This window comes from Pantoea sp. K16 (assembly GCF_048452805.1).
Lineage (GTDB): Bacteria > Pseudomonadota > Gammaproteobacteria > Enterobacterales > Enterobacteriaceae > Pantoea > Pantoea agglomerans.
In genome coordinates this window covers 314,525-329,774 of sequence record NZ_JBLWNV010000004.1, presented here as the reverse complement: position 1 = coordinate 329,774, position 15,250 = coordinate 314,525, and the positions used below count along the sequence as shown (strand labels likewise).

The 15,250-nt window shown below is 57.1% G+C and carries 10 protein-coding genes; 5 read left to right on the top strand and 5 right to left on the bottom strand.

Annotation, left to right across the window (positions count from 1 at the left end):
• Positions 1 to 227 precede the first annotated feature (227 nt).
• The 4 genes from metA (at position 228) to aceK (ending at position 6,149) form a co-directional block, all read left to right on the top strand.
• On the top strand, positions 228 to 1,157 hold the full coding sequence (metA, locus tag ACK13D_RS07650) for a homoserine O-acetyltransferase MetA (protein WP_010252696.1): 930 nt from the start codon (positions 228 to 230) through the stop codon (positions 1,155 to 1,157).
• Positions 1,158 to 1,420: 263 nt separating this feature from the next.
• Positions 1,421 to 3,019: a malate synthase A gene (gene aceB, locus ACK13D_RS07645; RefSeq protein ID WP_346550596.1), complete on the top strand. Its 1,599-nt coding sequence runs from the start codon at positions 1,421 to 1,423 to the stop codon at positions 3,017 to 3,019.
• 17 nt (positions 3,020 to 3,036) lie between these two features.
• Positions 3,037 to 4,338 (top strand): isocitrate lyase, encoded by a 1,302-nt coding sequence (aceA, locus tag ACK13D_RS07640; protein WP_033770824.1) that lies wholly within the window; start codon positions 3,037 to 3,039, stop codon positions 4,336 to 4,338.
• A 62-nt stretch (positions 4,339 to 4,400) separates the two neighbouring features.
• Entirely contained in the window at positions 4,401 to 6,149 is a 1,749-nt protein-coding gene (gene aceK, locus ACK13D_RS07635; RefSeq protein WP_418796056.1) for a bifunctional isocitrate dehydrogenase kinase/phosphatase, read from the top strand.
• On the opposite strand, the gene iclR is transcribed toward aceK, so the two are convergent.
• Complete coding sequence (gene iclR / locus ACK13D_RS07630) at positions 6,124 to 6,951, bottom strand: glyoxylate bypass operon transcriptional repressor IclR (RefSeq protein ID WP_010252683.1); 828 nt, start codon at positions 6,949 to 6,951, stop codon at positions 6,124 to 6,126. The two genes, aceK and iclR, sit on opposite strands and share 26 nt — an antisense overlap.
• A 194-nt stretch (positions 6,952 to 7,145) precedes the next feature.
• Between iclR and metH the strand changes: the two genes are divergently transcribed.
• Positions 7,146 to 10,829, top strand: a complete 3,684-nt coding sequence (gene metH / locus ACK13D_RS07625) for a methionine synthase (protein ID WP_418796067.1) — start codon at positions 7,146 to 7,148, stop codon at positions 10,827 to 10,829.
• A 286-nt stretch (positions 10,830 to 11,115) separates the two neighbouring features.
• Here metH and ACK13D_RS07620 read toward each other — a convergent pair whose 3' ends face one another.
• From ACK13D_RS07620 to yjbE, 4 genes are all read right to left on the bottom strand, one after another.
• Complete coding sequence (locus ACK13D_RS07620) at positions 11,116 to 13,206, bottom strand: YjbH domain-containing protein (protein WP_010672199.1); 2,091 nt, start codon at positions 13,204 to 13,206, stop codon at positions 11,116 to 11,118.
• Complete coding sequence (locus tag ACK13D_RS07615; protein ID WP_418796054.1) at positions 13,206 to 13,949, bottom strand: capsule biosynthesis GfcC family protein; 744 nt, start codon at positions 13,947 to 13,949, stop codon at positions 13,206 to 13,208. Before ACK13D_RS07615 ends, ACK13D_RS07620 begins: the two co-directional genes overlap by 1 nt.
• Positions 13,946 to 14,593 carry a YjbF family lipoprotein gene (locus ACK13D_RS07610; protein WP_010672200.1) on the bottom strand — a complete coding sequence of 216 codons (648 nt, stop codon included), beginning with the start codon at positions 14,591 to 14,593 and terminating at the stop codon, positions 13,946 to 13,948. Before ACK13D_RS07610 ends, ACK13D_RS07615 begins: the two co-directional genes overlap by 4 nt.
• A 197-nt stretch (positions 14,594 to 14,790) precedes the next feature.
• Entirely contained in the window at positions 14,791 to 15,039 is a 249-nt protein-coding gene (gene yjbE, locus ACK13D_RS07605) for an exopolysaccharide production protein YjbE (protein ID WP_010252668.1), read from the bottom strand.
• Between the last annotated feature and the right edge of the window lie 211 nt (positions 15,040 to 15,250).

Genomic DNA, 15,250 nt, shown 5'->3' with positions numbered 1-15,250 from the left:
CGATGGTAGTGTGGGGTCTCCCCATGCGAGAGTAGGGAACTGCCAGGCATCAAATAAGTGAAGAAGCCCCGCACGGAAGTGCGGGGCTTTTTTACGTCTGCACTTTGCCACGTTAAGCTGAAACATTTTCATTTTCTGCATCAAACCTCGACATCTTACAACGATCAGGCTAATGTTGGGCATCCAGATGTCTAAACGTTTATATGGTTGTAAGAGGTGAGCAGGTTATGCCAATCAGGGTTCCCGACGAATTACCGGCAGTGAATTTTTTGCGTGACGAAAATGTCTTTGTGATGACATCGTCGCGCGCCAGTGTTCAGGAGATCCGCCCGCTTAAAGTGCTCATACTGAATCTGATGCCGAAAAAGATCGAAACGGAGAATCAGTTTCTGCGTCTGCTTTCCAACTCGCCCTTACAGATCGATATTCAGCTGCTGCGCATCGACAGCCGCGAGTCACGCAATACGCCCACTGAGCACCTCAACAACTTCTACTGCAATTTTGAAGATATCCAGCATGATAACTACGATGGCTTAATCGTGACAGGTGCACCACTCGGGCTGGTTGATTTTAATGATGTCGCTTACTGGCCACAGATTCAGCGCGTTCTGCACTGGGCAAATGAGCATGTCACCTCAACCCTGTTTGTCTGTTGGGCGGTTCAGGCTGCGCTTAACATTCTGTATGGCATTCCCAAGCAAACCCGGCATAACAAACTGTCTGGTGTCTATGAGCATCAGATACTGCATCCCCATGCGTTACTGACCCGTGGTTTTGATGATAATTTCCTCGCACCGCACTCACGCTATGCTGATTTCCCCACCCATTTGATTACGGATTACACCGATCTTGAGCTGTTTGCTGAATCGGAACAAACCGGTGCCTATCTGATGGCGAGTAAAGACAAACGTCTGGTGTTTGTTACCGGGCACCCGGAATATGATGCCCTGACGTTGTCTGGTGAGTATCATCGCGATTATGAAGCGGGGGTGAATCCGGAAGTCCCTTATAACTATTTCCCGCAGGATAATCCGGTATTGCCACCCCGCGCCACCTGGCGCAGTCACGGCAATCTGTTGTTCTCGAACTGGCTCAACTACTACGTTTACCAGATCACGCCGTTCGATCTGCGTCACATGAACCCAACGCTGGAATAGTCCTGTCTGAAGATCAACTGAACCGTGTTAGCCGATAGCAACACGGTTTTTTTTCGCCTTTAAAACGTTAAATGAAAGCAATTCCTTTAATGGATTAAAGTTTTATTGCAGATAAAACATAAGGATAGGTTGATTTATATTTAAAAATGGAAATAGTTTTTGATTTAAAAAAATAAATGCTTATGCTCTGATCCTGTAGCTCACAAAATAAACACCGTGTGGATCCGCTGCTTTCGATCCTTTGAATACAGGAGAACGCCAGCATGACAGACTCAGTGATCAGCCATACCCTGATTTTCAGCCAGCCCTTTAGCCATGCAGAACAGCAGCTGTTAACGCCCGAGGCTGTTTCTTTTTTAGAGTCTCTGGTCGCACGCTTTGCACCGCAACGCGAAGTGCTGTTATCGGCTCGCCAGCAGCGTCAGCAGCAATATGACCAGGGCTATCTGCCAGACTTCGATATGGAAACGGCTTCCATAAGGGCCAGTGAATGGCGTATTCAATCTATTCCGGCAGATTTAGAAGATCGTCGGGTCGAGATCACCGGCCCACCCGATCGGAAAATGGTGATTAACGCCCTGAACTCAAACGTTAAAGTCTTTATGGCCGACTTTGAGGATTCGCTGTCTCCGGAGTGGTCAACGTTGATTAAAGGGCAGCTGACACTGCGCGAAGCAGTACAGGGCACCCTGAGTTATACCAGCGACAAGGGCAAAATTTATCAGCTCGGCGCTACCCCTGCGGTGCTGATGTGCCGGGTGCGCGGTCTGCATCTGTCAGAAAAACATGTCAGCTGGCAGGGGAAGGCAATTCCGGGCGGGCTGTTTGATTTCGCGCTCTATTTCTTCCACAACGTCCGGCCGTTACTGGCCAAAGGCAGCGGGCCTTATTTCTATCTGCCGAAAACCGAGAGCTGGCAGGAGATCGCCTGGTGGCGTGAGATCTTCAGTTTCAGCGAGGATCAGTTCGATCTGCCGCGTGGCACGATCAAAGCCACTGTCCTGATCGAAACCTTACCCGCCGTGTTTCAGATGGATGAGATCCTGTGGAATCTGCGCGATCACATTGTTGGCCTCAACTGTGGCCGCTGGGATTACATCTTCAGCTATATCAAAACCCTGAAACAGCATGCGGATCGCGTGCTGCCGGATCGCCAGTCCGTCACCATGTCTCAGCCGTTCCTGGACGCTTATTCGCGACTGCTGATTAAAACCTGTCATCGGCGGGGGGCTTTTGCGATGGGCGGGATGTCAGCGCTCATCCCCGCTAAAGATCCCACGCGCAATGCCTGGGTACTGCAGCGCGTGACGGAAGATAAGCAGCGGGAGGCAGGTAACGGGCATGACGGCACCTGGATTGCTCATCCTGGTCTGGCAGATACCGCGATGGCGGTCTTCAACGCTGCGCTGGGCGACCGGCCAAACCAGCTGCAGGTTATGCGGGAAGAGGATGCGCCGATCACAGCGGAGCAGCTGCTGGCGCCCTGTCAGGGTGAGCGCACCGAAGCCGGTATGCGCGCCAACATCCGTGTTGCGCTGCAATACCTTGAGGCGTGGATCAGCGGTAACGGCTGTGTCCCGATTGACGGACTGATGGAGGATGCCGCCACCGCTGAGATCGCACGCACCTCAATCTGGCAATGGATTCGTCATCAGCAAATGCTGAACAGCGGCCAGCAGGTCACAGCTGAACTGTTTCTGCGCTGGCTTAACGAAGAGCTGCATCTGCTGCAAAACGCGCTGGGCGAAGCCCACTTCAGCGCCGGTCGCTATGACGACGCGGCGCAGTTGATGGCTCAGATCACCACCGAGCGCGAGCTGGTTTCTTTTCTTACCCTGCCAGGCTATCGCCTGATCCCCTGAACGGAGGAGCTATTGCCATGACACGTACTCAACAGATCGATCAACTGGAACAACTCTGGCAGACCACTCGCTGGCAGGGCATTACCCGCCCTTACAGCGCAGCAGAGGTCGTCAATCTGCGCGGCTCGGTCCTGCCCGCCTGTACGCTGGCAGAGCGCGGTGCGGAAAAATTATGGGCGTTGCTGAATGGCGAGGCAAAGAAAGGGTATATCAATAGCCTGGGTGCGCTGAGCGGCGGGCAGGCACTGCAGCAGGCCAAAGCGGGCATCGAAGCGATCTATCTTTCTGGCTGGCAGGTAGCGGCGGATGCCAATGTGGCGGGCCAGATGTATCCCGATCAGTCGCTCTACCCGGTGAACTCGGTGCCGGAAGTGGTGACGCGCATTAATCAGACCTTTCAGCGCGCCGATCAGATTCAGTGGTCCAGCGGCATTGAAGCGGGGGACAGCCGGCACACCGATTTCTTCCTGCCGATTGTGGCCGATGCTGAAGCTGGTTTTGGCGGCGTGCTGAATGCGTATGAGCTGATGAAGGCGATGATTCAGGCGGGCGCGGCGGCGGTCCACTTTGAAGATCAGCTGGCGGCGGTAAAAAAATGCGGTCACATGGGCGGCAAAGTTCTGGTACCGACTCAGGAAGCCATTCAGAAACTGGTAGCGGCACGGCTGGCTGCCGATGTGATGGGCGTGCCAACCGTGCTGCTGGCACGAACTGATGCCGACGCCGCTGACCTGATTACATCAGACTGCGATGAATACGATCGTCCCTTTATCCAGGGCGACCGGACGGCAGAAGGCTTCTTCCGCACCCACGCCGGCATTGAACAGGCGATCAGTCGCGGGCTGGCCTATGCACCTTATGCTGACATCCTGTGGTGTGAAACCTCAACGCCGGATCTGGCGATGGCGCAGCGCTTTGCCGACGCCATTCATGCGCGTTTCCCCGGCAAGCTGCTGGCCTACAACTGTTCACCGTCGTTCAACTGGAAGAAGAACCTCGACGACCGCACCATCGCGAAGTTTCAGCAGGCGCTCAGCGACATGGGCTATCGCTTCCAGTTCATCACGCTGGCGGGCATCCACAGCATGTGGTTCAACATGTTTGATCTGGCCCACGCCTACGCCCAGGGCGAAGGGATGCGTCACTATGTTGAAAAGGTTCAGCAGCCTGAGTTCGCTGCCCGCGATCGCGGTTACAGTTTCTCATCGCATCAGCAGGAGGTGGGCACCGGCTATTTTGATCAGGTAACCAATATCATTCAGGGCGGTAAGTCCTCGGTCACCGCGCTCACCGGTTCGACCGAAGAGCATCAGTTCTGACCCTTTTCCTCTGACTGATTCCCCGTCCGAAAACCGTGGGCGGGCGTTTACCGGAGCTGATTATGCCGCCACGCGAATCATTGATCGCCCACACTATCCTGCAGGGTTTTGATGCACAGTATGGTCGCTTTCTCGACATCACTGCTGGCGCGCAGCAGCGGTTTGAGCAGGCGGAATGGCAGGCGGTGCAGCATGCCATGAAGGCCCGTATTCATCTCTATGACCATCACGTCAGCCTGGTTGCCGATCAACTGCGGGTGCTGAACGGTGCGGCCAGCTGGGATGAGATGTTCTGGCTGCGGGTTAAGGACCACTATCAAAGCCTGCTGCCCGGCTATCCACGGCATGAAATTGCCGAAAGCTTCTTTAATTCTGTCTACTGCCGGTTACATGGACATGCCGATCTGCAGCCGGACCGGCTGTTTATCTTCAGCTCTCAATCCCTGACCGCACCGGTCACACCTTTGCGCCCGTTATCGCGCCGTTATCAGCCGGAGCGGGGCTGGCTGGCACTGGTAGATCAGGTGTTGAGCGATTTACCGCTGACGTTGCCGTGGCAGCAGCGCGCTCGCGACGTCGGCTGGATTGTCCGCCACCTGCAGTCGCATTTTCCCCGGCTGAACCAGGGCTGGCTCGAGGTTAACAGTGAACTCTTCTATCGTAACAAAACCGCCTGGCTGGTGGCGCGCCTGCATCTGCCGGAAGGCATCTTGCCCTGTCTGCTGCCGATCCAGCGCAGTGAAACGGGCGAACTGTGGATCGACACCTGTCTGACCGATGTGAATGACGCCAGCATTGTCTTTGGTTTTGCCCGCGCCTATTTCATGGTTTATGCGCCGGTGCCTGCGGCGCTGGTCGCCTGGCTGCAACCGATTCTGCCTGGCAAAACCCTGGCGGAGCGCTATATGGCGATTGGCTGCCAGATGCACGGTAAAACCGAGAGCTATCGCGAGTATCTTCAGGCGCTGGCAGAAAATAAGACGGCCTTTGAGATCGCACCCGGCGTGCGCGGCATGGTGATGCTGGTCTTCACGCTGCCGGGCTTTGACTGGGTGTTCAAGGTCATCAGGGATCGCTTCGCGCCGCAAAAAGAGGTGACGGAAGCGCAGGTCCGCGCATGTTATCAGCAGGTCAAAGAGCACGATCGCGTGGGACGTATGGCGGATACGCAGGAGTTCGAGCAGTTTGCGCTGCCGCTGTCGCGCATCTCACCGGCGCTGCTGGCAGAACTCCACGCCTGCGTGGCTGAGAAGCTGCATATCGAAGGCGATCGCCTGATTATTCGTCACCTGTGGCTGGAGCGCCGTATGCAGCCGCTTAATCTCTACCTGGCCCAGGCGAATGCCGCAGAGCGACGTCACGCGATTGAAGAGTATGGCAATGCCATCCGACAGCTGGCGGCGGCCAATATCTTTCCCGGAGACATGCTGTTTAAAAACTTCGGCATCACGCGCCATGGCCGGGTGATTTTTTACGATTACGATGAGATTCGCCCGATGCAGGAGCTGCACTTCCGGGATGTGCCCGCGGCGCGCTATGAGGAGGATGAACTCAGCGCCGAGCCCTGGTACAGCGTCGGGCCGGACGATGTCTTCCCGGAAACCTTCCGCTATGCGTTATGCAGTGAAGCCGCTACCGGCGCATTGCTGTTGCAACTGCATCCGGAGATATTCGACGCCCGCTGGTGGCGCGCGCAGCAGCAGCGCATCGCCCAGGGTCATGTGGAAGAGGTGATCGCCTGGCGGCAGACGCAGCGTTTCAGCGTCTGCTACGGCGCAGATAAAGTTAACGACCGCTGTACGCCAGCGTAACCTGGCGCGCTTCGCGGATGACCAGTGCACCTAATTCAGTAATCCGATCGTCAGTCATGCGGGCGATGGGGCCGGAGATGGAGAGCGCGGCAAACGCCTCGCCATGTTCGTCATAGATTGGCGCGGCGACACAGCGTAGTCCAAGCGCATGCTCTTCATCATCAAATGAGAAGCCCGCTTTGCGCACCAGCGCCAGATTCTCTTTCAGACTCTGCGGCGACATCAGGGTTTTCGGCGTGTAGTAATGCAATCCTTTCTGATGCAGCAGGGCGGTGACCTGCTCATCGCCCAGATGGGCCAGAAACGCTTTGCCTGCGCCAGACGCATGCATCGGCAGCTTGCCGCCAATCGGCGCGGACATTCGCATCAGCTGGGTACACTGCACCTGATCAATGATCACCGCCTGGTGATCGCTGAGATCCAGCACCGCCAGATTCACCGTTTCACCGGACTGCTCCATCAGGCTACGCAGCACCGGGTGTACCAGCGCCAGCAGGTTACGGCTCTGCAGGAAACTGCTGCCGACCACGAAGGCGTGTGCGCCGATCGTCCACAGCCCGAGATCGCCCACCTGCCGGACAAAACCCTGCTGCTGCATGGTGCTGAGCAGGCGATGCGTGGTGGAGTTAGGCAAACCCGCCTGCTGAGCCAGCTCGGTCAGCGCTACGCTGCCATGTGAGTCAGCAATCAGCTCCAGCAGCGTCAGGCCGCGGGTCAGCGATTGCACCTGACCTCCCGCGGGTGCGGCGACAGGGGTGCCACGGGGTTTCTTGCCGCGCTTAACAGGAACCGGCGTTGCCATCATTGTTTCTCCTTTTGCATTGTGGAAATCATTTTCGTTTTAATCACGCGCTTTGCAAACGCTGGTTTTCTGGTCAGACCTGTACAGCCGTGACCTGAAAATCTCTCAGTCGAGGTTACTTTGTCGCCTGACCAGCTTGTGCCAGAATGAAAAACGGGCTTTTCCGCCAGCAGACTGACGTGAATGGGGCAACAGTGAGCAATAAAATCGACGCGTTAAAACAGCAGCTCGCACAACGCATTATGGTGCTGGATGGTGGTATGGGCACCATGATCCAGAGCTATAAGCTGGAAGAAGAGGATTATCGCGGCAGCCGTTTTGCTGACTGGTCCTGCGATCTCAAAGGCAATAACGATCTGCTGGTGCTGAGTAAACCGGCGGTGATCCGCGAGATCCACGACGCCTATCTGGCGGCGGGTGCGGATATCCTCGAAACCAACACCTTTAACGCCACGTCGATTGCGATGGCGGACTACCAGATGGAACGTTTATCGGCGGAGATCAATTTTGAAGCGGCCCGCCTGGCGCGAGCCTGCGCCGATGCGTGGACGGCGAAAACGCCGGATCGTCCGCGTTATGTTGCGGGTGTGCTCGGCCCGACCAACCGCACCTGCTCGATCTCACCCGATGTCAACGATCCTGCCTACCGTAACGTCACTTTTAATCAGCTGGTGGAGGCTTACCGCGAATCGACCCGCGCGCTGGTGGAGGGCGGGTCCGACATCATCATGATTGAAACGGTGTTCGATACGCTGAATGCCAAAGCAGCCGTCTATGCGGTGCAGACCGAGATGGAAGCGCTGGGCGTGGCGCTGCCGCTGATGATCTCCGGCACTATCACCGACGCCTCCGGCCGAACGCTCTCCGGCCAGACCACCGAAGCTTTTTACAACTCGCTGCGTCACGCCGAACCGCTCTCTTTTGGCCTGAACTGCGCGCTGGGACCCGACGAACTTCGTCAGTATGTGGCGGAACTGTCGCGCATCGCTGAAGGCTACGTGACCGCCCATCCCAACGCCGGTCTGCCCAATGCCTTTGGCGAATATGATCTGGATGCGGAAGTGATGGCGCAGCAGATTGGTGAATGGGCCACCGCCGGATTCCTGAACATTATTGGCGGCTGCTGTGGCACCACACCGCAACATATCGCTGCCATGGTGGCGGCGGTTGAAGGCGTTGCACCGCGTCAGTTGCCGACGATCCCGGTGGCCTGCCGTCTCTCCGGTCTGGAGCCGCTTAACATCACCGCAGAGTCACTGTTTGTTAACGTCGGTGAGCGCACCAACGTCACCGGCTCGGCAAAATTTAAACGGCTGATCAAAGAAGAGAAGTATAACGAAGCGCTGGAAGTGGCGCTGCAGCAGGTGCAGAGCGGCGCGCAGATCATCGATATCAACATGGATGAAGGCATGCTCGACGCCGAGGCGGCGATGGTACGCTTTCTGAATCTGATTGCTGGCGAACCGGATATCGCCCGCGTGCCGATCATGATCGACTCCTCAAAATGGGAGGTGATTGAGAAAGGGTTGCAGTGCATTCAGGGCAAAGGGATCGTGAACTCAATTTCGATGAAAGAGGGTGAAGCGGCCTTTATTCATCATGCGCGTCAGGTCCGGCGTTACGGCGCGGCGATGGTGGTCATGGCGTTTGACGAAGTGGGTCAGGCGGATACCCGCGCCCGTAAAATTGAGATCTGCCGCCGTGCTTACCGGATCCTCACCGAACAGGTCGGCTTCCCGCCGGAAGATATAATCTTCGACCCCAACATCTTTGCGGTCGCCACCGGCATCGACGAACACAACAACTACGCCATGGATTTCATTGGTGCCTGCGAAGATATCAAGCGCGAGCTGCCCCATGCGATGATCTCCGGCGGCGTCTCCAACGTATCGTTTTCATTCCGTGGCAACGATCCGGTGCGTGAAGCGATACATGCCGTCTTTCTCTATTACGCCATCCGTAAAGGCATGGATATGGGCATCGTCAACGCAGGCCAGCTGGCGATTTATGATGATTTGCCGGCAGAACTGCGCGAGGCGGTAGAGGATGTGATTCTTAACCGGCGGGATGATGGCACCGAGCGGCTGCTGGCGCTGGCGGAGAAATACCGTGGCGGCAAAAGCGATGGCTCGCAGGAAAAACAGCTCGCGGAATGGCGCAGCTGGGACGTGGTGAAACGGCTGGAGTATTCGCTGGTCAAGGGGATCACCGAGTTTATTGAGCAGGATACCGAAGAGGCGCGCCAGCAGGTACCACGGCCGATAGAGGTAATTGAAGGCCCGCTGATGTCCGGCATGAACGTGGTCGGTGACCTGTTCGGTGAGGGCAAAATGTTCCTGCCGCAGGTGGTGAAATCGGCGCGCGTGATGAAGCAGGCGGTGGCGTATCTGGAGCCCTTTATCGAAGCCAGCAAAGAGGCGGGGCGCAGCAACGGTAAAATCGTGCTGGCTACGGTCAAAGGCGACGTGCACGACATCGGGAAAAATATTGTCGGCGTGGTGCTGCAGTGTAATAACTACGAAATCATTGACCTTGGCGTGATGGTGCCGGGCGAAAAAATTCTTAAAACGGCGCGCGAAGTGAATGCGGACATCATCGGCTTATCAGGCCTGATTACGCCGTCGCTGGATGAGATGGTCAACATGGCGAAAGAGATGGAGCGTCAGGGCTTTACCTTACCGCTGCTGATTGGCGGCGCGACCACCTCGAAGGCGCATACCGCTGTCAAAATTGAGCAGCATTACAGTGGCCCGACGGTCTACGTGCAGAACGCCTCACGCACCGTTGGCGTGGTGTCGTCGCTGCTCTCCGCCACCTTAAAAGAGGATTTCGTCGCCCGAACCCGCAAAGAGTACGAGACCGTGCGCATTCAGCATGCACGCAAAAAGCCGCGCACGCCGCCGGTCTCGCTGCAGGCGGCGCGCGATAACGCCACCTCAATTGACTGGGAGAGTTACACGCCACCCGTGCCGCACCGTCCCGGGGTCAGCCAGGTGGAGGCCAGCATTGAAACGCTGCGCAACTACATCGACTGGACGCCATTCTTTATGACCTGGTCGCTGGCGGGTAAATATCCCCGCATCATGGAGGATGAGGTGGTGGGTGAAGAGGCGCAGCGTCTGTTTGCCGATGCCAATGCGATGCTCGACAGATTAAGCCAGCAGTCGCTGCTGAAGCCACGTGGCGTGGTCGGTATTTTTCCGGCTAACCGGGTCGGCGATGATATTCATCTCTACAGTGATGAGCGGCGTGATGAGATTTTGTGTGTGAGTCATCACTTACGCCAGCAGACCGAAAAAACCGACTTCGCCAACTACTGTCTGGCGGATTTTTTGGCCCCGAAATCGAGCGGCAAAGCGGACTATCTCGGTGCTTTCGCGGTGACCGGCGGGCTGGAAGAGGATGCGCTGGCGGAGGCGTACGATCGTCAGCATGACGACTACAACAAGATCATGGTGAAAGCGCTGGCTGACCGTCTGGCGGAAGCCTTTGCCGAATACCTGCACGAGCGGGTACGTAAGGTGATCTGGGGCTTCGCGCCCAACGAAAATCTCAGCAATGAAGAGCTGATTCGGGAAAATTATCAGGGGATACGTCCGGCGCCAGGCTATCCGGCCTGCCCGGAGCACACTGAGAAAGCCGCCATCTGGCGTCTGCTGGCGGTGGAAGAACAGACCGGCATGAAGCTCACCGAATCCTTTGCCATGTGGCCGGGCGCGTCAGTCTCTGGCTGGTACTTCAGTCATCCTGACAGCCGCTATTTCGCCGTGGCGCAGATCCAGCGTGACCAGGTGGAAGATTATGCGGCACGCAAAGGGATGTCGGTCATGGAAGTGGAGCGCTGGCTGGCGCCGAATCTCGGCTACGACGCGGACTAAATAAAAAAGCGGCCTGAGGGCCGCTTCAGACTGCTGACAAATCCAGCTCCGGTTAAATCTGGCAGCAATGAAGAAACTCAACGCGCAGGGAACGCGGTCAGAGGAGGAAAGCGTCCCGCGCCAGGGACGGCGCGGGCCGAGCGGCCAGGGATGGCATTAGCGCTTTTCCGATCTGACCGGGTTCCCTGAGCAGGCGCGATCTCATTGCTATGCTTTGCTTCAGGCGTATGCTCCCTGAGCCTGCTTTCTGTTAACCGCATGAAACGGCCCTGAGGCCGCCATCTGCTTAGTTAAAGCGCGCGTCGCGATCGGACGTCAGATCATACAGCTGGTACTTGCGACCCAGCATCTGACCGCCATCACGCGTCAGCGGCACCCAGTTCACCTGCGCGCGACCGCGCGTTGGCGTCACGGTGAACAGATCCATTGGGATGGAGATATAGAAGCCTTTGGTGAAGTCGCCTTCGCCATACTCTTCAGACGAGACGTTGGTTTTGGTGGCATAGACACCCACCATCACGCCACTGTCGAAGCGCTTCGACACATCGACCGTCACGCCTTTATCTTTCGCCAGATACTGACCGACGCTGGTTTTCACCAGTACATCCTGCATGAACCATGGACGCCAGTAACCCGTCAGGTTGCCGGTTGAGGCTTTATAGCGGTTAAACTGCATCATGTTGTCCCAGTCACGCTGACGGACATAGTTGGCATCGACGCCCACCGCCCAGTTCGCATCGACCGGACGATAGAGCAGCTCGCCGCCCACGCCGCCATACATCGTCTCCAGGTACCCGCCGTAAACCTGACCATAGAAGCCGTTACCGAGGTGACCCATATAGTTCGCCTGCAGATCGTTGACGTAGACGTTGTTCTCAACGTAGTCGCGGATATGGGTACGCACGCGCGGCAGCGAAGAGTCCGCCGGTGCGCCGTTGTAGTTGAACTTGTCGTAGTTGTTGGCGAGGTTACCAAACAGACTACCGCCCACCAGCAGGTGATCCGTCAGCCAGTAATCAGCGCTGGCCATCACGCCGACCTGATACATATAGAAGCTTTCCGGGCCGCCCACCGACTGATTCAGCACCGGCGACAGACTGTAGTTCAGGCGATCCTGACGGATAAACATCCCCTGCTCAGTGGTACCCGGATCGACCGGTTCTTTGCGGGTCTGTTGCAGTGGCTGCTCATGGCCCAGCGGATAGCCTTCCAGATTGTTACGCAGGCTGGCGACCTGCGTCTCAGTCGTCACCTGTGGCATGTTAAAGCGCGACTCGGTGACATTGATGGTGTCGATGCCGTCAGGCAGGTGGTTCATAATGATGCGGTTCGCACGATCCACCCCTTCACGGGTATCGCGATACTTCGTCTGCTCGCCTGACACATAGATCGTGTGACCCTGAGTCTGAATACGCGGACCATCGAGACCGGCATTGTATTTCAGATCGGTCAGCTGAGTGCCCACCACCGTCGGCTCCAGCAACTTAGGCTGCGGCTGCGGATTGTAGGAAGGCTTCTCGCTGTCGATGTGCGCCTGACGCAGATCGTTGAAGTTGGTGCGAATGGTGACACCAAACATAAAGGTGTTACCGCGTTCGTAGCTGGCGTTGATGTCGGCCCAGTCGGTCACGCGATAAATCGCGCCGACGTTGAGCTTGCTGCGCTGCTCAAGGCGACCAGCAAAGTCATTCTGGTAGTCGTTGCCCTCATACTCCATTTTAAGGCGCAGCGGCTGCCAGGGCGTCTGATACTCCACGCCGCCAAACAGCGCCGTCGGACCGTGGAACATCTGCGAGCCGTTGATTGAACCCGCTTCGCCCACCTGCGGACGCTGGCAATAGCTGTCGCTGTATGAGCAGAAGGGGTTCTTCACGGTGCCGCTATTGCCGAGATAGCCCCAGCCAAGCCCCAGGGTAAAGTCGAACGGTCCCCATGCTTTGGTCGCCACCAGGTATTCGCTGTCGAACAGACCGGTACCGCCCAGATCGCGGGTTCCCACCGCCACTTCCGGCAGCCAGAAGCCCTCCTGCCACAGACGGAGTTTCAGGTCGAAGGCTTTATCTTTATAGCTCTGCGTGCCGCTGAATTCTGAGACCGCACTGTACTGACGGGTGCGCACGTCGGTATACCGCACAGTGGTCTCCAGCCAGGGAAAGAGCTGCAGTGACGCGGAGTAGTATCGGTACTGATCGTTGTCGCGCGCGTTGAGGCTGAACTCGCCCTCTTTGGCCATGCGCGCCGTCGGCACCTGCATCAGACCCACGCCGCCGAAATCGGATTGTGAAGGGCCCACCGGCTCGGGCCAGGTGTCAGCCTGCGCCTGACAGGCTGCCGCCACGGAAACAGCCAACAGGCTGAAGAGATAACGTTTTTTCATCAGTCTGGTATCCGGTGAGTCAGTACGGAAAGGATGCGTTCATTAAGGTCTTCATAGCTGCCTGGCAGGCTCCATGACGAAAAGCCGAGCCAGATAATGCTGCCTGGCTCCACTTCCGCGTGGCGATGATTCCAGTAGGCAACCGGCACCTGCTGTGTGGCGCCTGAAGGTGCAATCACGGTGACAAAATTGCGTTCTGCCCCGGAGAGTGCGTCATGACCATCCAGATAGTCGCGTACTGATTTAACCGGCTGCCAGCTCACTTTGCCTGCGCCGCTCAGCGCGCCGAGCAGCAGTACAGAATCTGAGGGGGCCTGCAGATAGAGGTCATAGCTGCCTTCCAGCCGACGGTTGTCAGCCGGATGCAGACGGATCCAGTCCGGGTCGAGCGACGTGAACTGGCGACCTGCTACTTTGATGGCGCTCAGCTGGCGGATCACCTCATCAATGGCCGCCGCCCGATCGCCGCTGCTGTCGGCACGCCAGGCACGTAACGCGCCCAGCGTCTGTTGATAGTGCTGCTGTGCCACCGCGCTGGCGCCGCGCTCGGCAATAAAGGTCGCACGCCAGTCAGTGTTGACCTGCAGTGGAGGCAGAGTCACCAGCTGGGAGAGATCCGCGACCTGGCTCAGCTCAGCCTGACCGCCGTTGTGCGGTGCATGAACGATAACCTGCGCAGTTGCCTGCGCTTCTGCGGCGCTGAACAGGCTCAGCCCGGCCAGCAAAAAAGTGATTTTTTTCATGATTTCGCCGGCTTCAGAATAGTGATATCTACAGGGAAGGCGTCTGCCGCCAGCATCTGATGGGCCTGCACCACATCGCCGCTGCTGTTATCGATCCAGAAGGTGTTTTCCCACTCGCGGTTACTGCTGTCGATGCTCACCTGCTCATGCCAGACGCGGCACGGAATGCGGTTGCCCGCCACGGTCAGGACTTCGTCGGTGCCGCGCTGGAAGGTTGAACGCACAGTCGCGCCGCGAACCTTGCCCTGTTCGGTCCACTGCACGATGCGGGTCCAGCCTGCACCGTTGCTGATATGCAGGCTGTCAGCGAGCGGATCCTGTTGCAGATTGCTGACGCTCAGCAGGTTATCCGGCAAGCCCAGGGTTTTAACCAGGCGGCCATGCTGTGTCACCAGCATCGCCTGATCCTGTGTCACCCATTTCTGCTGACCTTTCTCGTTGTAGCCGAGCACCACAAAAATGCGCGGACCTTCATTCAGGCGAGCATAGAGACTGGCATAGGGAAGATTATTGACCTGTTGATCGGTAACGGTCACGTCGTCCGGACCGTTAACCGCAAGCAGCAGAGTCTGTTCAAGACCTTTTTGCGTTTGTGTACAGGCCTGCAGCAGCAGGCAAGCGAGCAGCAGAGGAAGTTGGCGCACTGTGTGTCCCTGATAAGTCATGCCAAAGTAAAAAATAACCACACAGGCGTGTGGTTATGTTTAAAGGTGCTCTGCCCGTCCCGTTCCGGCTGCAGAAATACAGGTTACGTGGCTCAGCGTCCTCACTCACCGAAGTCAGTGGTTCAGCCTCTGCCCGTTTGCTGCAGATCAGCAATCAGACGGGGGTCGGGCATCCATCAACGAGTGGTGCTCGTCGTGGTCGTGGTTGTTGTACCGGTATTTGCACCGTCACCACCGCCAGAAGCGGCAATGCCGAGCCCGACCAGCGCGCCAAGTGCACCGATACCCACAGCGGTCGACGTGCCAGCAGAGATTGCTCCTGCCTGCGCGCCAGCTGCGGTACCAGCTTCTTCCGGCGCAGCAAATGCGCTGGAAGAGACGGCAACGAAGATCAAGGCTGCACCGGCAACCATAGTTTTTTTCATAACAGCGTTTCCTGCATTGAGTGAATGAAGGATCTCTGTCCGCTGAGGTTGCAACGCAGTCAGACTGCGGCAAAATCGACGGACAGTCCCATTGCGGGCGCGTTCAGTATAGGGCAACAAAATACCAGAGTTCAGCACCGGAAAAACCAGGATGAATAGCGGGGTGGGCGCGTGATTTAATTAGCTGGATTGGGGATAACTACTTTTTATA